Below are 21,935 nucleotides of genomic sequence, written 5' to 3' on the forward strand. Positions count from 1 at the left end.
TTAAGAAAATCTTACCAAATAGTTAAGAGTATTATCGCCCTAAATACAATACAGTATTGCATTACAGGCCAATACTTGTTAACATTAAAGTAATAATAAAATAATATTGTTTTATGAAATTTAATACCACTAAACAAGTGTTTAGCATTGCACTTTTTAAATAACAATTTGGTAATAATTTGGAAATATGAAGGCCTTGTGTAGCGTTTAGTTTTGCCCAAAAATTAACATGCACCTGAAATCTCTCTACATTCTTTTGGTAGTTCTTTTATTTACAAAAATCACAATAGCGCAGGGTGGTAATTTAACAGGAAAAATTACTGATGAAAATAATAATCAGGCTTTGGCCGGAGCATCTATTTCGATTGTTGAGAACGGAAAGCGTACAGTATCTGAAGCAGACGGCACCTATAATATAAAAGCACTTGCTACGGGTAAGTACACCCTATTAATATCTTTTGTAGGGTATAATTCAAAAAAAATTGCAGAAGTAGAAATAATTAGCGGGCAGTTAACAGAATTAAATATTGTTTTAACAGCTGCTAAAAGCACACTTAAAGTTGTTGTAGTACAATCTACCAGTGCCAAAAGAGAAAGTTTATCTGCTTTACTAACAACCAGAAGAAATGCAGGTGTAGTTTCTGATGGCATAAGCGCTGATTTTATTAGAAAATCTCCGGATAAAAATATTAGTGATGTACTAAAACGCATCAGTGGAACTACTATTCAGGAAAATAAATTTGTAGTTGTTCGTGGCATGAACGACCGGTATAATGAAGCTATGTTAAATGGTGCTTTGTTACCAAGTAGTGAGCCCGACAGAAAAACTTTTGCCTTTAATATTTTCCCGTCTGAAATTGTAGATAATATTACCATTATAAAAAGTGCGGCACCAGATTTACCGGGCAGTTTTTCAGGCGGTCTTGTGCAAATAAATACCAAGGAAACCCCAGATAAAAATTTCATTGCATTAAAAGTTGGATCCAGCTATAACACTATTACCAATGGAAAAAATTATGCGGGTTATGCAGGGGGCAAAACAGATTGGCTTGGTATAGATGATGGAACCAGGGATATACCTGACCAATTTCCCAATACTGATATTTTATCAAATGCCTCTATTGAAGATCAGGCAAAATATGGCAAATTGTTAAACAATAACTGGGCTATTAAAAATTCTACAGCTCCATTAAATGCCAATTTTCAAATAACCGGTGGATTTAGTGCCAAAATGAGCAAAAAAAATACTTACCCTAAATTGGGCGGCATATTTGGTGTTACCTATAATTCTACTTACAGATTCAGCGAATTTTTAACGAATGATTTTCTGGATGATAATACAACTTCTATTTATAATTATAAAGACAGCACTTATTCCCGCAGTATTCTTACAAGTGGTATGGGAAATTTAATATTAAAACTAAATGCCAATAATAAAATATATTGGAACAACCTATATTCCATTAGCTCTAATGATCAGACAGTAATAAGGTCTGGGCCCAACCCTTCCAGTGGTTTGTTTGACATTAAAGCCAATTCTTTCTTTTTTACCAGTAACAGGATATACAATTCCCAACTAGCTGGTGAACATATCTTCCCAAAAACAAAAATTAAATTAAAATGGCAGGGCTATTATACCGACTTATTTAGAAATGAGCCGGATTATAGAAGAAATACTTTTTTTCAGGTGGATGAAGGATCTCCTTATTTTGCATTTGTACAAGGTGCACCCTCACCTACTGCCAATACAGGTGTACGATATTATGCTACCGTAAAAGATGAAACCAAAGGAGCGAATCTTGACCTGAGTATTCCGTTTAAATTATTAAAGCAAACTCAAACTGTAAAAACAGGAGGTGCCTATTATTACAATACCCGTAGCCGTATTGCCCGGTTTTTTGGACCTTATTACAACCCCGATTTTCAGCCTGAATTTAATAGTGGCTTACTTATGTATGGCCAGGATTCCATTTACAGACCTGAAAATTTTGATGTAAACAATGGCTTTTTACTGTATGAATACAATGACCCCAGAAATATATACAATGGCTCCATCACAAATGCTGCGGGCTACCTGATGCTGGACAATAAATTTAATGATAAACTTCGTCTTGTTTGGGGTGTTAGATATGAACAATATGAAAACAAATTGAATGGTATTACAGAAAGTTTTGCGCCCTATGCCATTGATTTAAAAAAGAACAGTTTCTTGCCTTCGGCCAATTTTATTTATGCGGTTCAGGCTAAAAGTAACATAAGAGCCAGCTTTAGTAAAACAGTTAGCAGACCACAATACAGGGAGTTGGCTAATCAATTATTTTACGACTTTCTTACCAATATCACTTTTAGCGGTAATCCCGGTTTAAAAACAACTGATATTTATAATTACGATATAAGATGGGAACAATATTTCAAAGGTTCGCAGTATTATTCTATAAGCGCATTTTACAAAAAGTTTATTGACCCGATTGAAAGTTATATTTCCATTGCTGGTGCTGATTCAAGAACGATTAGTTACAGAAACTCCGGTAAAGCAACCAACTATGGTATTGAGTTGGAAGGAAGAAAAAACTTTGATTTTATTAGCCCTTCGCTGGAGAATTTATCCGTATATGCTAACCTTTCTGTTATTAATTCAAAAACAAACGAATACCTGTCCAGTAAAGATTCGAGTTATAGGCCTTTGATAGGTCAATCGCCTTATATTATGAATGGTTCACTGCAATACAATGACCCCAAAAGCAATCTGGGCATTTCGGTATTATATAATGTAATTGGCCCAAGGCTATTTTTGGTAGGCGGTATTGGCAATGATCCTATCTGGGAAAAACCACATGCAGTACTGGATATAAAACTTACCAAATCATTCCTGAAAAACGGTATTGCAGAACTAACGTTTGCAGATATACTACATCAGAACGATTATCAGTATCGTGATGTAAACAATAGCAATTACCATAGCTATAGTGCAGATGCAGATGCCATTACAAGAAGACAAAACTTTGGCATGACGATTTCCCTGGCAGTGGGTTATCGCTTTTAGTTACCAAAATCCTATTGCTAAATTATTAGAAAGGCCCTGAAGAGTGCGACGCAAGTAAAGCTGCAAATTGACTTTTAGCTGGGTTCAAAATAAAAACATATACACACTCTAAAAAATAAATATTATGAACAAATTTACAGTGGCCATGCTGGTAGTAACAGGACTACTTTTTAACACGGCGAAGGCACAGGTATGCGATACCATTAACCTGCCGCTTAATGGCTCGTGGACGCCAACAGCTTATGTGGAAGAAACATTTTTTCCAGGTGTTATTGCCGGTTATGTTAGTGGCATTAACATTGAGGACATACCACAACAAGCTAATTATTTTGATTTATCCGGAACTTCCAACACGCATATTTTAGGAGTGATTGTTAGCTTTTCAAAAGCTAACTCTAATGTTCCGGGAAACCTGTCAAAAAATATAATTTTCAGGGTATATGCTGATGATGGCACAGGTAAGCCAGGTTCTGAATTAACCAATGGATCAACTATTGCGCAAAAAACCTTAAGCAGTATTAAGAGCGATGTTGATGCAGGAAAATATACCACTGTTAATTTTCCTTCTGCGATAGCGCTACCAGTTTCAAAAAAATTCTATGTATCAGTAGATGTTAGCAATTTTACATGGTCTGTACCAGATAATATTCGTGATTCTATTTGTGTAACTACCACCGCCCAAAAACAAACTGCCAATACTGCCTGGGGTTATGATAATGCACCCGCAAAATGGAAAACCTATTCAAAATTATGGGATGCTCCTCCTGCTTATATAGACCCACTGGAAGTTACTTTATTTGTATTTCCTTATGTTAGTACATCTGCAGGTGGCTGTGGGGTATTACCGGTGCAATTATTATCATTTACTGCCAGCCGAAATACGGGCAATGTAGACCTGAAATGGCAAATTGCCAGCGAATTTAACATGAAAGGCTACGAAGTAGAAAAAGCTGATAATAACAACCTGTTTAAAACAGTAGCTACCATTAATGCAGTAAACAGCATTAAAAACGAAACCTATGCTGCAACTGATAAAAATGCCTTTGGAATCAGCAAAATCGTGCAATATCGGCTTAAACAAATTGATGGTGATGGCAGCATTACCCATTCACGAATTGTTACGGTAAATGGCGACAATGCTAATACCGACCTAGTATTTGCCAATCCTTTTATTGGTGCGCTTTCACTACAATTAAACCTAACCCAAAACACAACTGCCAGTTTCAGGCTGTATGATATACAGGGAAGGGTTGTTGCTTCTCAGCCAGCAGCGCAATATGCTGCGGGGACCAATAATATTCAAATAAAAACCAGCAGCCAATTAAAACCAGGCAGCTATTTGCTGGAAATGATTGCAGGCACCGAAAAGAAAGTATATAAGATTATAAAGCAATAAATGCTTTTACTGTATAAAAAAAGGCTGCATATTTTGCAGCCTTTTTTATTGCTATACTCACAAAAACTAAATTATTATTTTGTAACCTGGCATTAAAGCAACAGGCAACTTTACTTGCGTCGCACACTTGTGCCACATGAAGTATATCAGCAGTAAAAGAATTACTTTTTAGCTGCCTTTTTTGCAACTACTTTTTTAGCTGGTGCAGCCTTTTTAGGCAGCTTTTCTGCTTTTTTTGCTACTTCAGTTGCTACATTTTTTGCAATAGGTTTTGCAACTGCTTTTTTAGCAGCTGCAGCTTTGGTAGCTGTTTTCTTTTTTAAGCCATGAACCAACAATTTGGCGGCTTTTTTTATTCTTTGCTTAAATTTTTTCTCGCCAATGGCTTCTTTAAGTGCCGATAAAGCATTCTCTAACTGCTTCTCAATAAGATCCCTGGTAATTAATGATTCACTGCTTTCTTTTGCAGGTGCCGTAGTTTTAACAGATGCCATATATTAGTGTTTCTTCAAAATTAACAATAAGATAATACACCCAATGTTAAGTTTTGAGTTAAACACACGCTAAAATTAAATGGCACTATTATACTAAGCCCTATTGTTGCACGGTAAAAGGCCATAAATAGTACGCCTGAGGCGTTTCTTCTTCTTCTACACGTTGTGGCTTTGCGACTGCACTTAGTTTCTTTTCCAGTTGATGTAACATTTCAGAGAAAACATATCCATCTTTGGATGTGGTAAAAAAACGTTCCCCGTTCTTTACCTCAAAAGCCCTTTGGCCGGACACCAATTCAAATATCAGGTGCAGCAAGGTTTTTTTCAGGTCAAAATCAATGGATTGTTTTGTGTCTGTATAAGCTAAGCAGCTTAGCTCAATTACAATTCTTTGGGCAGCGTGCTTTTTGCTCTCGGCTAATACGAATGACTTAGCAAGATCATTCGCAATTTCAATTACGGTTGACATGGTTTAGGGGTTTATTGGATTACGCAATAAAATTAGGTTCAATTCTTTCAGCTCAATAGAATAATCCGATAAACGGATATCCCTTTTGGGCTTCATTTTTTGGCAGATAAGCATATGTCAGGTGTTTTAATTTTTAAAAACTGGCTTTTTTAAAATTTTATGGAACAAAAAGGTATATCTGCATCAAATTCAAAATATGTACCAACAATAAATAAGCAAATAATAAATTGATAATCAATAACTTAAAAACAAAAATTGGAAAATCACCATCCACTAAATAGAAAAAAATTCCATTTAACGGAATTATTTTTCGAATGAATAGCGCTTAAAATAATGTACGATAAAATCTTTGGCAGGGTTTAACAACAGAACACCTAAATTGAACAGAAATGATTAGTTAATATAAAGCTGCCACAGCCATGCAACGTTTTATACAACTATATGGTCAACAAAACATACCCGGGTTACTATGGATGAAAAAAAGCTGGTAAAGGAATGTTTAAAAGCCAATCCACAAGCACAGCGGCAATTATATGATTGCTACGCTGAAACCATGCTGGGTATATGTTACCGCTATACCAAAAGTGTAGCCGATGCAGAAGATATTTTACAGGATGGCTTTATAAAAGTATTTAATAATCTGCACCAGTTTAGGGCAGAAGGTGAACTGGGTGGATGGATTAGAAGCATTATGGTGCGTACAGCATTAAACTATTTAAAAAAGAATAAAAGATACAGTGCCGATCTCTCTTACGATGATATTGAACTTCACCCTGTAACCGATGATAATCCGCAGGTTTCTCTGCAAGCCAAAGAGCTGGCAGATATGATCAGACAATTACCAACAGGCTACCAAACCATTTTTAATTTACATGCCATTGAAGGGTATACCCATGTAGAAATTGGCACCATGCTGGGCATAAACGAGGGTACTTCCCGTTCACAATATGCCAGGGGGCGCTCACTGCTGATTAGCTGGATAAAAAATAGAGAATCTTTAGTTAAACAAAAATATTATGCCGGATAAACATTTTGAAAAACAGGTACATCAACTGCTGGAGGGCTTTCCTTTAAAGCCATCTGCCCCTGTTTGGGAAAAAATTGAACCCCATATCCCTCAAAAGGATAAAAACAGGCGGGCAATTATTTATTGGCTGTTGCTGGCTGGTATTGCCATTACAGGCGGACTGCTGCTGTACACAAATGGCCATACCAACCTTACAAATGCAACTGTAGCAAGCAATACTACTACTTTAGCAAAAGAAAATAGCCTGGATAATACGGCCTTAACACTACAAAATCAGGCTGGCCATAAAACAATAATCACCCAGTCAAAACCAACAGGAGCTATAACAAATACCCATATTTTAACCAATAAAAAAGACAATACCAACACCCGGGAAACTACTAGTTCAATTGAAAACGATCCAGCAACAGATGCTAGTGCCGCAAATAGTCAGCCGACAGAAAAGCCTGGTACATATACACAAGAAAACGACAATACCAACACCCAAAATTTGGATAAAGAAAATATAGCCATTACCAGTCAAACAACCAATCCAGAGTATAACAATGCTATTATAACCAATAAAGAACCGCTGGATAGCAGCACCAATGCATCATCAGCAATAAAAAACACTGCTGTAAACAATGCGCCATTGGTAACCGAAACCAAGAATACCAACACGATTGACAACAATACAGTCGCAGCTGCTAAAAAGCCAGCTATCTCCATCAACACGGCTAAAAAATGGCAATGGGGCATTAGCACCATGGTTGGACGTGCCGATGTAGTAGAAAGCATTTTAAGTGCCGGACAAAATGCCGACAAAAGCTTTCTCGATTACTCCAGCATTACTGAGTTACCAGTAAATAGTTCACGATATAGTTTTAATGTCTCCAAACAGGTAAAGGCCAATGCATCCTTCTCCATTGGTTTATCCCTAAAAAAGCCAATAAACAAAAAATTTAGTCTTATAACAGGTATTGAATACGCCTACCATTCCACCCAAATTGAAACCGGTTATCGTATCGATAGCAATGTAACGGTAATGTTCAATAACAGCATGCAAAACAACCTGGATGTAAGCAGTTATTACAAACCCGGCAATATCAACACCTACAATAACAACTACCAATTAATTCAGGTTCCCATTGTAATAGAGCATAGTTTGCTGCAACAAAAAAAATTCAGTGTGGGCTGGAATACCGGAGTGGCCATTGCGCATATTACCAGTACCAATGCGCTGGTATTCGACAATTTCAACCAGGCATTCTATCAAAATAAATCCCTGTTTAATAAAACCCAGTTACAGGTATTGGGTGGTGTGCAGGTAGCTTTCCCGGCGATGCGCAGGTATCAAATCAATATTGGTCCGCAGGTACAATACAATTTTTCCAACCTGCTAAAAAGCAGCGATTATGGCAATCAGCACTTGTTTAACTATGGTATCAGGGCCAGTATTTATCTCAACAAAAAATAGGGCAAACAGTTAAATCCATTATTGTTAACCAGCAGCAGATCATATAGCTCCGTCCCTTATGTCACTCACTTGTACGGTTGGATACCCTGTTGGGCTTTTATCTAAGCAACAATAAAGCGCTGCTATTGGCCAGTCTTCTATCAGCGGAAGAAGAATGCATTTTTTGGAAAGGGTATTTAGATGGTCTATTTTTGAGTTAGCAGTCATGCCAGCGAATACTTTAATAACTACAAACCTATTTGCCAGACAGTTAAATTCTTCGTAAATTAGTAGGGTGAAAAAGCGAAATGAAAAAGGCCTTGAATTTGAAATAGACAAATTAACTAACTCAATTGAAAATGTAAAATCGGGGGACAGTTTTCCAACTGAAATTTCACTATTAACGAAAGCAGAAGTAAAAAGACTTACCAAGAAAAATAATTGGCAATTCAATTGGGTAAATGAACTTAAAATTCCCACTAGAGAAGTTTATAAACTAACTATTTCGAACAATCCGGCCATAATTCAAGGCGTTATAAGTTTGGAGGTAAAAACTGACCACGTTTATATGCATTTAATTGAAAGTGCACCATTCAATATTGGAAAGAACAAGACTTATTTAGGTGTGCCAGGAAATCTTGTAGCCTTTGCTTGTAAACTTTCGTTTCAGCGTGGTGGAGAAGGATATGTTTCATTTCTTTCCAAAACCAAGTTGATTGAACATTATGAAAAAAGTTTAGGTGCGATACATTTTGGCGGACATAATATGGTAATTACAACAGAAGTTGCACTAATATTGACAAACAAATATTTCAAATAACATAACTATGGGACTTATTAAAGAGCCACTTGATGTAGATTTTGTAGTTGATCCACGGCCGTTAACAAAAGCAGAAGAAAAAGCTATTAGTGATTTCATTCGTGCTGATAAAGAAAAACGTAAACTTAAAGAGCTAAGGGCAAAGGCAAAACGTAAAACAAAACAACTCTCATAACAATCAGCACGAACCGCTAACGAGGATTTAGCAAAATTGGGGCAGGTAAATCTCTACGTAAACAATATGTCTCGTCCTGAAATCAATACACTTCAATTGCTACGTTGAATAACCCTTACAACTTTCATAACCCATTCTGTCGCAAGTATACAGCCAAGCCTTTATAGCGTTGGGTACTTGTTCCATCATAAACCACCATTTCGCTACTACTGCCTTCCCCAAAAGCAACTTTCGCTTCAGTAAAGCTCCATTTACAATCCAACCGTACAAGAGTGCGACGCAAGTAAAGCCCAATAGCCAACAAATGCCGGGTTCAAAAATGTTTAGCTTTGCCTTTCGCCATGCAACAACATATTTACTGCATGGTCAAATGAACCGGCACGGATAATTTCGCCGGCATTTACAAAAAATATTTCATCGGCATTTTGTATGGTGTTTAGTCGGTGCGCAATAATTACCCTGGTGGTGGTAGCGGGCAGTTTGTTTAAAATTTCCTGCAATATTTTTTCGGTAATAGTGTCAATATTGGCTGTGGCTTCGTCTAAAATTAGCAGGTCGGGATTGCGCAATACAGCACGCATAAATGCAATCAACTGCTTTTGCCCCAGGCTTATACTTTCACCACCGGAACTTACTTCTGTATCTAGGCCATTTTCAAAAATGGATAACAGGCTTTGCAAACCGGCATCGGTAATGGTTGCCTCCAGCTGTTGTGTAGTATAATTTTCAAGGTTAGTATTGCCATAGATAATATTCTCCCTTACGGTGCCGGTAAATAAAAAGGGTTCCTGCAGTATAAAGCCAATTTTACTGCTGCGCTCGGCAGGCTGGTAACTACGGATGTCTTTTCCATTTAACAATACCTGCCCTTGTAAAGGATCGTATAACCTTGCAATAAGCGAGGCCGTGGTTGTTTTACCACCACCGGTTGGCCCAACAAGCGCATAGGTTTTACCTTGTTGCAGGGTGAAATTAATATGGTGCAGAATTTCCTGTCCTTGCTGATAACCAAAAGAAACATCCCTAAATTCCATTACCGGCGCCGGCTGGTTATTGGTATTGGTGTCGGGTATTATGGGCAGGTTGGTTTCCATGTTTAAAATATAGGAAATCCTGTCCCACCCTGCCATGGCCACCTGAAAGCCTGTCCATAAGGCAGCCAGCTGGCGCAGTGGATTATAAAAGTTAGTGGCATAGGCCAAATAACTTACCAGCAAGCCTATGGAAAATTGCCCATGGGCAATTAGGTAAATACCAAAAGTGAGTACAATTAATTGCGCCATACCGGCAAAAAAGCCATAAACGGGAATAAATATATTATTGGCAATACCCGCTTTTATAGCGGTGGTATAGTTCTGGTTATTGGCGGTTTCAAAGCGGTTGCGAAAATAATCTCTGCGGTTAAAAGCAATAATTACTTTAAAGTTTTGCAGGCTCTCCTGTATTTCGGCACTTAGTCCGCCGGTGCGCTGCATGCTGCGGGCATTTCTTTTCTTGATCCAGGGCGAGCAGAATTTGGTGATGATAAAAATTAACAGACCCGGTAATAAAGTAGCTGCACCCAATTCAACATTTATGGCCAGGAGAAATATACCCGCCCCAGTCATAGTGGCAATGGTACCTATAAATTGCATTAACGACTGCGAGAAAAACTGGTTGATTTTATCGGTATCATTATTTACCCTGGAAATAAGATCGCCGGCTTTATTTTGGTTGAAAAATTCAACGGGCAGCTCCTGTAACTTGTTAAAAATGGTATTGCGCAGTTTAAACAGCATTCTTTGCCCTACCCCGCCCATTAACCTTGTTTGCAGGTAGCTTGCAACGAATGCCACCATATACATGCCCAGCAAAATACCGGCCCATAGCAGCACACCATGATAGTCTTTTTTTACAATGTAGGTATCAATTACATGACCAGTTAAATAAGGGCCTAACAGGTTAAGTCCGGAATTTATAAGTATGGCCACCAATGCCAGCAACAGGTTGCTACGCTCCTCCTGTATTAACAGCAGCAGCTTTTTTAGTGCACTTAACGAAGAAGTTTTTTGCTGTTGATCAGCAATATTATTTAGGTTGTAATTCATAATTGCTTGTACTCTGCTGTGAATTAAAAATCTGGATATATTCCGGGCTTTGCTTTAATAAGTCTTCATGTTTGCCGGTGGCAACAATTTCACCTTCCATCAACACCATAATCTGGTCGTAATGCGTTACGGCTGCAATTTTTTGTGTTACAGAAATAAGGGTAATACCGGGATAATTTTCCTTCAGGTTGTTTAATATTTTTGCTTCGGTATTGGTATCAACCCTGGCGGTAAAATCATCCAGTAATAATATTGTAGGATGAATGGCCAATGCCCTTGCCAGCATAATACGTTGCTTTTGCCCGCCTGAAAGGCTGGTGCCCCTTTCAGAAACTATGGTATCCAGTTTATCGGGCAAGGCATCGATAAAATCTTTTAGTTCGGCAGTGGCAATGGCTTTGGCCAAAGATGCATCTGTTACCGTGTTACTAAAGGCAATATTCTCTCTGATGCTCATATTAAATAATATGCTATCCTGAAAAACAAAACCTACCTGGCTGTAAAAGTTTTCTTTGTTATACATGGCCAGTGGGGTATCATCAAAATTAATACTGCCGCTGCCCGGTTGTATTAAGCCCATAAGCAGGTAAAGTAATTGTGTTTTGCCTGCAGCAGTTGGCCCTATTACCGCCAGGGTAGAACCCCCATTTACCGTGAAGCTTATATGCTGTAAAGCAGGCTTTTCCCCATAAAAAACAGATACATCATTAACGGCAATATTTCCTTTAAGAGTATGCTGCAAAGTACCTTCTGCAGCTGGTTCTGGTACATCCAACACTACTTTTATACGTTGAAAGCTGGCAGTAGCTTGTGCAATAACATTGCTCATAAAACCAATTACCAGAATGGGGAATATCAATAAGGACAAATAACTGCTGAAGGCAGAAAAATCTCCCAGGGTCATGGTATCGCTAATAACAAAATGGCCGCCAATGGTAAGTATTGCCAACCCAGCCATATTAGCGGTAAAAATGATCACAGGAATTAATCCGGCAAATAGTTTAAGTATACTTAATCCCAGGTTTTTGGCTTCTGTATTGGCAGATAAAAATTTATTGTATTCCAGTTGTTGAGAATTAATTACCCTGATGATGGCAGCACCAAGAATGCTTTCATTAATTACTTTGTTTAACTTGTCTACCACCAGCCTGCTTTGTAAAAAAATAACTCTTACTTTTTTTAATACCAGAAAAAAAGCTCCACCAATAATCGGTATAATGGCCACAATAACCAATGCCAGCTTCCAGTTAATAGAAAACAACATAATACAGGCACCAATAATAATAATGATAGAAGAAGCTATTGACACAATTGCCTGCGAAACAAACATTTTAATAGAATCAACATCAGCTGTTAAATTGGTCAGCAGTTTTGATGGGTTTACCTCCTCTACATAGGCGTGGCTTTGCAGGGATACTTTATAAGACAATTGTGTACGTAAATCTCTGGCTACTTTTTCCGAGGTATATACCTGTACCACACCTTGCGCCCAGGTAAAAATAAAAATTACCAATGCAGCCCCAATAAATGTAATAAGTACCTGCTCCAATTCATAATTGTTGGGCCAGGCATCAATGCCATTGGCAATTATTTTTGGCAAAGCCAGGTTAATGCCATTGCTTAATAAGGCAAAAAATATAAGCATAAAAACCATTCCCCTGTAAGGCTTAAGTAAGCTAAATACACCGGGCGATTTTTTATTTGCTACTGCAGCTTTGTTTAACATGTGGTATCTGTAAATAAATAAAGTTGAAAATTACCTAAATAAAGGCGAGTAAATAAAAGCATGGTAAAAAATGGCCTTGCAATAATGAAACATGCTTTATGAGCCCGGCAATTGTATCGCTATCAGCTTTACTTGCGTCGCACACTGCAGCGCTCAATTGCTCCATCAGCTATTTAAACAACAAATAATAAGTTATTGTAATTACAATATCCATTTATACCTGGCTATTACATTTGGCAAACTTGAGAAACCCCAAAGAGACATAGAAGAAAACAAGGCTATCAAAATAACACAACCGGGCAAAAAAAGAAAAGCGGACAATAAGTTTTACCTTAATTATCCGCTTTTGTAGAGCGTACGGGAATCGAACCCGACCCCGTACACCATTACTTTTCACCTTACTCATAATCAATTATTTATAATTGTAAAACCTATATAAATTCCCCTATTTGCCCGACTTTTTGCCCGACTTTTTACTTACCCTTATGTAATTGTTTAATCAAAGCCCGTTGAGTTTCAACGAGTTCCTTCAACCTATCATTTTCATCTTTAACAGACGTAAGTTCCTTCTGCAGTTTAATAAACTCCTTTTCTGTTAAAGTACTATAAGCACTGGCAGTTTCATTAACCAGGATAGGATCCTCCAAAAACATTCTACCGGTGTTGGTAGTTAAAAATTTATGACTAACGCCATACTCATTAACCAATACATCAATAATTTTTTGATTGTGATGTTCGGGTATGTTGCGGGTTCTATTTATATAATGGCTAATATTATTTTGAGGAAGTCCCAATTGTTGAAGCAATTCCTTCTTATGCCTAAACTTTTTAAAGACCTTCCACCGGTCCTTTTCTACCAAATACAAATACACTTTAACGAAAGCCTGCTCAAAGGGGCTCTGTAAAACTTCTACCAAATTTTTTTTCTGTGTCATAAAAAAAAATGTTGAGTAATTTTTGTAGTAATAAATGATTCTCCCTACATTTGTTTTCGAAGTAAAAATGTAGTAATAATATAAGACGCATTTACTGCCCAAAAAGGAAACAACTGGTAAAAGTTAAGCAATAGCCATTAATTATAACCTCAACACATTCAAAATTGTAAAATGGGAAAGAAATCAAAAAAATCCTTACCGCACAATTGGCGTTTACTTGTTCAACAAGAACTTAAATACCAAGGCGTTACAATAGAAACTCAAAAATTAACCGATCTTAAATTAGGACGGGTAACTGATGAGGAGCTAACAAAAAAAATCCTTCCAATCCTAAAAACAATAAAGGCCAGGCACCAAAAAAAGCTAAAACTAAGCCAGCAATTAAAGGCAGCCTGTTAAATAAACCAATCTTTTTTTATTGCATTTTGAGTAATTTTTGTAGTATTATGAAAGCAAACAACACCCAACTAATTAAGCAAAAAGCGCAGGAACTACTTGCGGCAATTAATGCTAGTCCCGGTACCATCACGCTTGGAAACCATGTAATTGAAAAAGATATCAGGTTTAAAAAAGACTTGGCAAAAAACAAGTTACTGCTGCGCCAAATGGTACAAAACCAATGGAACAAAAAATACCATTAACACCACCGCAATATGAACCAGTTAGAAAAATTCAACTACCACCTCACAGTATTCCTGGCCTACAACCAACGGCTTGTAAAACGCGACTGGAAAAACGAGGTGGAAGAAGAAATAGTTCGCTCAACAGAATACTTCCACTGCCAACGGGCAGCCATGTTAATGCCGCCTGAAATGTTCTCACAATTGCTCACACCAAACAACAATAAATAACAATGAAACGCACACTCACATTCCTGCTGCTCCTGGCAATTGCCTTCACGGCATGCCAAACAGCAAAGCAAACCGTAGTATACCAGTACATACCGGTACACATTAGCGGCGATACCTTCTATCGCATCAACCGTTGCATTTTATATACAACAAAAGATACTTCCTATCTCCTCAAAAAATTACCCATAAAATGCCACTAATGCAGCAGCCCATCTATACCATACAGCAACTCATCATAGCAAAATATGGCGAGGAAAAATTTGCCCTCGGTTGCGAGTTCGTAGCCCGTTGGCTCAACACCTGCAAACAAGGCTTCTGGTGCGGTAATGATATACTTACAATGTGTACCACAAACGATTTTCAATTTAAACTCCTACCCATCGAAGCTGAGGAACTGCGCAAGCTATTCGGCCTCAAAAGCATAGAGCAGTTATATAGCAATTATGTACCAAGCTCCGGATAAAGCACTAAACATCCGTTGCATCGCACACTTGTACGTTCACAAGTATAGAAGCAATCAAACCAAAACAAATGCTAATAACATTCACCATCATCCTCGCAGCCCTTGCATTCAAAGCATATATGCAGCTGCAGGATGAAGAAAACTAATAAAAAATGGCAAAGCAAAACAAACAAAAATGCATGGTAATATTCACCATCATAAACGGCAAGAAAAACTATATCGAAAACACAACCAACCGTTTCGACAATAAAAAAATACCCGAATACTCAACAGATGTAAATAACGCCATCCCCTTTCTTACAATGAAAGAAATAGAGATTTTCAGTAACAAGCTGCACAATCCTTACAATCGCAAGTTCGAAATGGACATGGCTAACCTCGTAATAAAAGAAGTTGCCCTTCCAAACCCTGATTTGAATTAAAGCACTTTTTACTATCCACAAATAACCAAATTCTGCATATATGAAAATCAAATCGCTATGCCTCATACTGTTTTTCATCATATCACTAATTACATGGGCTACAGCTTGCAGCATATTAAAATCTTCAACAAATGGAGCTTTTGAATTAGATGGCTTTCTGGTTGGCCTACTGTCCGTTGTAAGCACATTTATTTTCTATCTGTTTGCACTACTCATTACATCAAACCATTTTGAGCGCATTCTGGCAATTCTAAAATTCAATGAAGAAGAATTGAACCACGACCCAAATTCAGACGATCAGTAGAAAGAATTACCAGCAAATAGCTTAAAGCTAATTATACAATGCAAGAACAGAATTATTATACGCAACGTTTAGAAAAGCTGGGCATTACAGATGAAGATAATCAGGTAATGCTCTTACGCTACGATGCTGAGGAACAAAAAAATATTTTAAAGCCAGAGCCTGTATTTCGCAAACATGATAAAGGAATTGAAATACTGGTATATACCATAGATAGGGAATGCATCACCATAGAAAAAGATGGTAGCCGGTGGAAAAAGAACTGGAGCATTGTTCGCCTGGAGAAACCAATCACCAAAGAAAATGGCGATTCTATCAAATACCTCATGCCCAAAGGCAAAGGTAGTTTCCCTTTCTTTCCACCACAATTGGTTGATAAATACGATGCCCGCACACCCATAAAAACCTTGTTTATAACAGAAGGTTTTTTCAAAGCATTTAAAGGCGCCATGCATGGATTAGATATCGTTGGTCTGCCAAGTATAACGCATTTAAAAAACAAGGAAAAGAACGAACTACATGATGATATTAAAAAGTTAATACACATGTGCAGCGTTCAAAGGGTGGTATGGCTAACTGATGGTGACTGTTTTGACCTTAGCAGCAAAGTACAGGATGTTAAAGCTGAAGTTGATTTATACAGCCGCCCACGCAACTTTTACAACAGTATTGCCACCTTTAAAGATTTGCTCGACGATTATGAAGGGGATAAATGGTTTATGCATATTGATTGCGACGCCATAAAAGAAGAATACAAAGAAATAAGCCGTTCCGAAATCAAAGGGCTAGATGATGTACTCTGCAGCTTTCCGGATAAAGTCACAGAAATTGTTGACGACATTCAAAACGTTAGTAAACCCGGCTTCTGGTTTAAAAAATTCAATATAACATTAGGCCCCAGCAAAGTGCTAAAGGAATTTAGGTTCAGTAATATAACGGAGTTCTTTCTATGGCATGTGGAACGTGGAGAAATAAGTAAAGACCGCGAATTTATTTTCAATGGTACCCGCTACCGGTACGATGAGGAAAAATCCGAGTGTAAAATAATGGTGCCGGGCGATGCCAAAGATTATTTTAGGGTAGGTACTCAATACTTCAAGTTTGTAAACATTCCCAATAAGTACAAACAAATAGAAAGGCAGTTCCATGCTTGGGACAAAGGCACCATAAAAGACGATCATGGCCCAAACTTCCAAAAGCATATCCCAAAATACCAGGCATTTTGCAATGTACCAGACCATGTAAACTTTCAACAAGCCATTAATGGCTGCTTTAATGTGTACAATCCACTCGACTTTTACCCACAGGAAGAGCCAGCCACACAAGAAGACTGCCCTTCTATCATCGCATTCATGCACCACATCTTTGGTAGTAATACAATCCATTTCACGCATCCGGAAACCAAACAAAAGCAAGAAATAAGTATGATGGATATGGCATTGGATTACGTGCAGCTGCTTTACCAGCAGCCGGCAGAAAAATTGCCAATTCTATGTTTGGTAAGTAAAGAAAATAATACAGGTAAAAGCACTTTTGGCAAATTCTTAAAACAATTACTGGGTGGCAATTGTGCCGTTGTGGGCAACCAAGATCTTGCAGGTGATTTCAATAAACACTGGAGCACCAAGGCGGTGGTAATATGCGATGAAACAAAAATTGATAAACAAACCGTAATTGAAAAAGTAAAATCCCTGTCTACAGCCGATAAAATTATGATGAACAGTAAAGGCAAAGATCATGTGGAAATTGACTGTTTTATAAAATTCATATTCATTACAAATAACGAAGAAAGCTTCATGTTCATGCATGAAGAAGATATACGTTATTGGGTAATTAAAGTACCAACAATCAAACGAGAAAACCCTGGTTTGCTGGATAATATGATTGAAGAAATACCAGCTTTCTTAAGCTTTTTGAACCAACGCAAACTGATTACCGATAGGCTAAACCGTATGTGGTTCCACCCTAGCCTGCTAAAAACAGATGCACTTAAAAAAGTAATAGCCTACAGCCAGCCTCAGGTACAAAAAGAAATAGTGGCCAACATCCGAGAAATGTTTTACGACTTTGGCGTAGATCAAATATTGCTAACCCGTAAAGACATTCACCAGAATTTCTTTAAAAACAAATACGAAGCCAGCTACATAGAACGCATTTTAAAGGACAATCTTAAAATTGATCAATACCACAAGCTGGATTTTACCCAAAAGGATATGTTCGATAACCCCAAAAAAATCTATGTAAGTACCCGTTATAGTTATCCAGCTTGGATGAGTAAAGCGGAGGGAAAAGATGTAGAACGTGTAGAAATCAATGGCCATGGCCGCCCATATATATTCCTGCGAAGTCAATTTATAAATCCGGAAGAAGAAATACCAAAAACGCCTGAACAGGAAATGCTAAATAGTACAATATCATCAGTTGACGGGGCTTACAAAGACCCACACTATATAGCACCTATTTCAAGTAGCGAAATTCCTTTCAACTAAACAACAAGCTCATGAAAGTTTGCAAAAATCACTATACATATTTTGACACTAGCTAAATCCAAACTAGCAGCTTTACTTGTGTCACTCACTTGTACGTTCAAATCAATAAGCACCAGAAGGCCAAATTTAATCTAAACGTTGCACTAATCTTCGCATATTAAAATTGGAAAAAACAATTACCAAATACACATTAAATAATAGCGGTACTATAGAATAGAATTGGAAATTCTTATTTATCATATTTCCCAATATACAAAAATATTCAACAATAAAACCATCCCACCATGCCACAAAAATTCAATGACAACGACCTGCTCACCTGCTACCAGGCAGTTGAAAAAGGTATAAAACGGGTTCAGCTAATGGAAATGTTCAATATAACCTGGGAACAAACCTTAGAAATGTATCATCAGGCCACATTAAAGCATGGGCCTCGAAGCAAGCAAAAACCATTAAAAAAACCACCGGCCGGCAAACGCCACCAGCCACCACCCAAACAAGAAAAAGTGTATCACCGCCCTTTTGTACGTATCAAAGGTCAATACAGTAACCGCAGCCCATACGGAATAGCCAGTCCGGGTATAAATTAAAACAGTAATGGCACCAACAGCAAAAACATATTTCAGTGGAGCAGGCCTGATGGATATTGGTTTAAAACAGGCTGGAATTAATGTAATACAATCAGTTGATTTAGATAAAAGAGCGGTTTCATGCATGCAAATGAATTCCCACTATTTCAATCATCGCATTATTCTGGAAGATATTAAAGAAATGACAGTGTTAGATCAGCCCAAAACAGATATACATTTTTTCACTTACCCCTGCAAAAAATACAGCACCATCGGCGATATCCACGGCGTAAGAACCGGTGATGACTTATTTCTGCATGCACTAAGGCATATCGCATTAGAGCAGCCGGAAATGTACTGGGTAGAAAATGTACCAGGAATGAAAATGTTTAAGGTAGTAATGGAAGCAATGAGCAAATTACCTGGTTACTATGTAACCATATTTTGCCCCTTGGATGCTTCGCTATGGCTACCCCAGCGCCGGGAACGCTTAATTCTTGTCGCTACAAAAAAGCCTTTCTCCATAACCGCACCTGCAGCAGCTGAAAAAATACCAACTATAAAAAACATATTGGAAAACAATGTTGATATCAGAATAAATGAATCTGTAATAGCCAGAATTAAAGGCCAGTACCGCGATAAACCAATAATTGTTGATCCAGAGAATCAAAATAGCATTGCGCCAACCTGCGTGGCTCACTATAGTAAGGATATGGGTACCAGATTGGTTAAAGACAAAAATTATCAATACGGCGTAAGGCCATTTACAATAAGAGAATATGCCCGTTTGCAAGGCATCCCGGATGATTACAAACTCCCCAACTTGAATTATGCTTATGAGTTAATTGGGAATGGCGTAGCCGTTCCAAAAGCTAGATGGATGGGTGAACAGGCAATCAAATATTTCAATACAAATAAATTAGCATGACATGCCAAAGCAAATACCAATATTATTTAGCCCCCCAATGGTCCAGTCTCAACGGGCCGGTATAAAAACAATGACAAGAAGAATAGTAAAGCCCCAACCAAATGAAGACGGAATATCATTCATGAAAAATCCGCCACTTGACTGGGAACAGATTAATAAACAAGAATGGAAGCCCTGGAAATTAGAAACAGAAGAAGGCGAATCAATTTCTTTAAAATGCCCCTACGGCCAACCAGGCCATATCCTTTGGGTGCGTGAAACATTTTATGCCTATGGATCATGGGCCATCGACAAATTTGGAGCAAAATTTTCTGATAAAACCTTATCATTTGGGGATTACAAATACGCTGATAATCCCCCAGTAAAAGTTGAATTAAAAAGAGGATCATTATTAGGCTGGTACAAAAGGCCATCCCTATTCATGCCCAAAGCTGCCTGCCGAACCTGGTTAGAAATAACCAACATCAAGGTTGAAAGATTACAGGATATTAGTGAAGATGATGCAATTGCTGAAGGAGTAATTGAGTACCAGGATGGCACTTTCAAAAATTATTTTAAAAAGAAAGGTTTAAGAGAACAAGATGGTGTTGAGTGCCTATTAGCTAAAGGTTCATTTCAATCGCTCTGGCACTCAATCAATGGCCAGGAAAACTGGGATAAAAACCCATGGGTTTGGGTTATTTCCTTTAAGGAGGTAACAAATTCGTTTTAAAACATTCTATACAATTATGAGGAAGGTTACATACTTATATCAGAAACCACAATTCTCATACTGTTACAAACTGTTACATCCTTATTGCCACTGCATTTCAGCTGGGTAATCCAATGTGGCAGAAGAAGTAGAAGTTCACTCGGCGGCCAAAATTCAGGCATGGGGAGGGCTAACCAAGTTAAATATGCAATTTTGGCAGCTTTTATTTGTACTGTTACAACTGTTACAAACCATTATAAAAATCTGTGCCAATTCAGTAGTGGCAAATGTTACAGCATTGTAACAGTATTTTAGAAACCTCAGATAAATACCGTTTACTGTTACAAACTGTTACAAAACTGATACAAGCTGTTACAAACTGTTACAATAATAGTGTTACAATTATAATTAGTTAATAATCAATAAAATAAAGAGTGCATTAATAATTTGTAACAGCAAAACCCTCATTTTCAAACGCCATAAAATTCACTTTACAATGCAAACAACTGTAGCTCCCAGTCCTGTTACACTAAAAAACATTACATGGGAAACCAATTACAACAACAAAATGGGTTGTTTATCTATGCTCCACATAGATATTAAGCCGTCCCGTATGCCACAGCAATCAGTAATAGAAAACACAATTATTGAAATTGCCACTGCAGATAATAGTTACCCGCCAACACGCTATAAATTACACTGGCTGCAACCCATGTTATTAAACAATGTGCCGGAGCTGGTAACCTACCCAAGCCATGCCATGAGCTATGTGGAATTTTATAAATTCCTACGCCAAAAATATGGGCCCAATATATGTGGCGCTACTGAAATGTGTGTGTATTATTATTTGCGTTGCGTTTGAGTAATTTTTGTAGTAATTACTGCATTTTTAATTAATTTGCTGCCACAACAACCACACTGGCCTTGGATAAATACTATAGCATAACAATACCGGTAAAACCATATATCCAAAAATATATTCAAAGTTTATATGGCACACCAGTAAAATTTACAACAGAGAACTTCTTTGGCATGACGGTCTTGGGCTTCCTCGACCGCAAATTTTATTTTCGTCAAAACAAGGAAGTAGTACATCGCAGTTTCGATAAATTCAGCAGCCAAATGCAAATGTATTTTCCCCGCTGGTGGATGCTGCAGGCGCACTTTGGATTAGATCTTCCACCCCAAAACATCATACTACTAAACAAATTGTTCGAGGAACGTTTTGAGGAAGACCTTGCAAAGCATTGCCGCCTGCAGGAAATATGCGGCGTACAAATAAAACACAGCATGGAGGAGTTTTGCAACCTGCACAATATTGTGGTAGATGAAGATATTAGCGAGGATGCCCTAAAGAAAAAAGAGTACCGCACCCGGCAACAATTCTCAAAAGACTTTATTGCAAATGTGTCCTCCGCAAAAACCCACTTTATGCAAACAAATCTCTTTAATTGATCAACTTCTTTATTGCAAATCTGTCCTTCAATAAAATAGTAAATATTATATTATTAATCTGGTTTGCATAGGCACCATATAAAAAAAGAGGGGCGTGTAAAAACATGCCCCTGTAAATCCTTTTTTACCTTAAGAAATTTCAGATACTAATTTACAACA

Annotated in this window: 23 protein-coding genes; 18 read left to right on the forward strand and 5 right to left on the reverse strand. The window is 37.7% G+C overall.

Features of this window, described 5'->3' with window-relative positions; translation table 11 throughout:
- Positions 1 to 229 precede the first annotated feature (229 nt).
- Both GD597_RS10510 and GD597_RS10515 read left to right on the forward strand, forming a co-directional pair.
- Positions 230 to 3,043, forward strand: a complete 2,814-nt coding sequence (locus GD597_RS10510) for a TonB-dependent receptor (RefSeq protein ID WP_171607801.1) — start codon at positions 230 to 232, stop codon at positions 3,041 to 3,043.
- A 124-nt stretch (positions 3,044 to 3,167) separates the two neighbouring features.
- Positions 3,168 to 4,439 carry a T9SS type A sorting domain-containing protein gene (locus GD597_RS10515; protein WP_171607802.1) on the forward strand — a complete coding sequence of 424 codons (1,272 nt, stop codon included), beginning with the start codon at positions 3,168 to 3,170 and terminating at the stop codon, positions 4,437 to 4,439.
- Positions 4,440 to 4,600: 161 nt separating this feature from the next.
- Here GD597_RS10515 and GD597_RS10520 read toward each other — a convergent pair whose 3' ends face one another.
- Positions 4,601 to 4,933 (reverse strand): hypothetical protein, encoded by a 333-nt coding sequence (locus GD597_RS10520; RefSeq protein WP_171607803.1) that lies wholly within the window; start codon positions 4,931 to 4,933, stop codon positions 4,601 to 4,603.
- A 100-nt stretch (positions 4,934 to 5,033) separates the two neighbouring features.
- The gene (locus GD597_RS10525; protein WP_171607804.1) at positions 5,034 to 5,402 is read right to left on the reverse strand and encodes a hypothetical protein; all 369 of its coding nucleotides are present in this window, start codon (positions 5,400 to 5,402) and stop codon (positions 5,034 to 5,036) included.
- A 469-nt stretch (positions 5,403 to 5,871) separates the two neighbouring features.
- Between GD597_RS10525 and GD597_RS10530 the strand changes: the two genes are divergently transcribed.
- The 4 genes from GD597_RS10530 (at position 5,872) to GD597_RS10545 (ending at position 8,859) form a co-directional block, all read left to right on the forward strand.
- Positions 5,872 to 6,429, forward strand: coding sequence for an RNA polymerase sigma factor (locus GD597_RS10530; RefSeq protein WP_171607805.1), 558 nt, complete (start codon positions 5,872 to 5,874; stop codon positions 6,427 to 6,429).
- Positions 6,419 to 7,885, forward strand: a complete 1,467-nt coding sequence (locus tag GD597_RS10535; protein ID WP_171607806.1) for an outer membrane beta-barrel protein — start codon at positions 6,419 to 6,421, stop codon at positions 7,883 to 7,885. Before GD597_RS10530 ends, GD597_RS10535 begins: the two co-directional genes overlap by 11 nt.
- Before the next feature lie 274 nt (positions 7,886 to 8,159).
- Positions 8,160 to 8,684 carry a hypothetical protein gene (locus tag GD597_RS10540; RefSeq protein ID WP_171607807.1) on the forward strand — a complete coding sequence of 175 codons (525 nt, stop codon included), beginning with the start codon at positions 8,160 to 8,162 and terminating at the stop codon, positions 8,682 to 8,684.
- Positions 8,685 to 8,691: 7 nt separating this feature from the next.
- Positions 8,692 to 8,859 carry a hypothetical protein gene (locus GD597_RS10545; protein ID WP_171607808.1) on the forward strand — a complete coding sequence of 56 codons (168 nt, stop codon included), beginning with the start codon at positions 8,692 to 8,694 and terminating at the stop codon, positions 8,857 to 8,859.
- 323 nt (positions 8,860 to 9,182) lie between these two features.
- On the opposite strand, the gene GD597_RS10550 is transcribed toward GD597_RS10545, so the two are convergent.
- From GD597_RS10550 to GD597_RS10560, 3 genes are all read right to left on the reverse strand, one after another.
- On the reverse strand, positions 9,183 to 10,946 hold the full coding sequence (locus GD597_RS10550; protein WP_171607809.1) for an ABC transporter ATP-binding protein: 1,764 nt from the start codon (positions 10,944 to 10,946) through the stop codon (positions 9,183 to 9,185).
- The gene (locus GD597_RS10555; protein WP_171607810.1) at positions 10,927 to 12,672 is read right to left on the reverse strand and encodes an ABC transporter ATP-binding protein; all 1,746 of its coding nucleotides are present in this window, start codon (positions 12,670 to 12,672) and stop codon (positions 10,927 to 10,929) included. Before GD597_RS10555 ends, GD597_RS10550 begins: the two co-directional genes overlap by 20 nt.
- Before the next feature lie 473 nt (positions 12,673 to 13,145).
- On the reverse strand, positions 13,146 to 13,607 hold the full coding sequence (locus tag GD597_RS10560; RefSeq protein WP_171607811.1) for a hypothetical protein: 462 nt from the start codon (positions 13,605 to 13,607) through the stop codon (positions 13,146 to 13,148).
- A 171-nt stretch (positions 13,608 to 13,778) separates the two neighbouring features.
- Here GD597_RS10560 and GD597_RS10565 point away from each other — a divergent pair, with 171 nt between their 5' ends.
- The 12 genes from GD597_RS10565 (at position 13,779) to GD597_RS10620 (ending at position 21,776) form a co-directional block, all read left to right on the forward strand.
- Positions 13,779 to 14,006, forward strand: a complete 228-nt coding sequence (locus GD597_RS10565) for a hypothetical protein (protein WP_171607812.1) — start codon at positions 13,779 to 13,781, stop codon at positions 14,004 to 14,006.
- A gap of 47 nt (positions 14,007 to 14,053) precedes the next feature.
- Complete coding sequence (locus tag GD597_RS10570) at positions 14,054 to 14,248, forward strand: hypothetical protein (protein WP_171607813.1); 195 nt, start codon at positions 14,054 to 14,056, stop codon at positions 14,246 to 14,248.
- A 12-nt stretch (positions 14,249 to 14,260) separates the two neighbouring features.
- Positions 14,261 to 14,458 carry a hypothetical protein gene (locus GD597_RS10575; RefSeq protein WP_171607814.1) on the forward strand — a complete coding sequence of 66 codons (198 nt, stop codon included), beginning with the start codon at positions 14,261 to 14,263 and terminating at the stop codon, positions 14,456 to 14,458.
- Between the two features lie 199 nt (positions 14,459 to 14,657).
- The gene (locus GD597_RS10580; RefSeq protein WP_171607815.1) at positions 14,658 to 14,921 is read left to right on the forward strand and encodes a hypothetical protein; all 264 of its coding nucleotides are present in this window, start codon (positions 14,658 to 14,660) and stop codon (positions 14,919 to 14,921) included.
- Positions 14,922 to 15,073: 152 nt separating this feature from the next.
- Positions 15,074 to 15,343, forward strand: a complete 270-nt coding sequence (locus GD597_RS10585) for a hypothetical protein (protein WP_171607816.1) — start codon at positions 15,074 to 15,076, stop codon at positions 15,341 to 15,343.
- A 40-nt stretch (positions 15,344 to 15,383) separates the two neighbouring features.
- Positions 15,384 to 15,647 (forward strand): hypothetical protein, encoded by a 264-nt coding sequence (locus tag GD597_RS10590; protein WP_171607817.1) that lies wholly within the window; start codon positions 15,384 to 15,386, stop codon positions 15,645 to 15,647.
- A 38-nt stretch (positions 15,648 to 15,685) separates the two neighbouring features.
- The gene (locus GD597_RS10595; RefSeq protein WP_171607818.1) at positions 15,686 to 18,133 is read left to right on the forward strand and encodes a DUF5906 domain-containing protein; all 2,448 of its coding nucleotides are present in this window, start codon (positions 15,686 to 15,688) and stop codon (positions 18,131 to 18,133) included.
- 284 nt (positions 18,134 to 18,417) lie between these two features.
- A complete protein-coding gene (locus GD597_RS10600) occupies positions 18,418 to 18,723 on the forward strand; it encodes a hypothetical protein (RefSeq protein WP_171607819.1) in 306 nt (101 codons plus the stop codon).
- Between the two features lie 7 nt (positions 18,724 to 18,730).
- The gene (locus tag GD597_RS10605) at positions 18,731 to 19,630 is read left to right on the forward strand and encodes a DNA cytosine methyltransferase (protein WP_171607820.1); all 900 of its coding nucleotides are present in this window, start codon (positions 18,731 to 18,733) and stop codon (positions 19,628 to 19,630) included.
- A gap of 70 nt (positions 19,631 to 19,700) precedes the next feature.
- Positions 19,701 to 20,342, forward strand: a complete 642-nt coding sequence (locus GD597_RS10610) for a hypothetical protein (protein WP_171607821.1) — start codon at positions 19,701 to 19,703, stop codon at positions 20,340 to 20,342.
- A gap of 475 nt (positions 20,343 to 20,817) precedes the next feature.
- The gene (locus GD597_RS10615) at positions 20,818 to 21,183 is read left to right on the forward strand and encodes a hypothetical protein (protein WP_171607822.1); all 366 of its coding nucleotides are present in this window, start codon (positions 20,818 to 20,820) and stop codon (positions 21,181 to 21,183) included.
- A 62-nt stretch (positions 21,184 to 21,245) separates the two neighbouring features.
- A complete protein-coding gene (locus GD597_RS10620; RefSeq protein ID WP_171607823.1) occupies positions 21,246 to 21,776 on the forward strand; it encodes a hypothetical protein in 531 nt (176 codons plus the stop codon).
- Positions 21,777 to 21,935: the final 159 nt, after the last annotated feature.

This window comes from Limnovirga soli (assembly GCF_013106755.1).
GTDB classification, from domain to species: domain Bacteria; phylum Bacteroidota; class Bacteroidia; order Chitinophagales; family Chitinophagaceae; genus Limnovirga; species Limnovirga soli.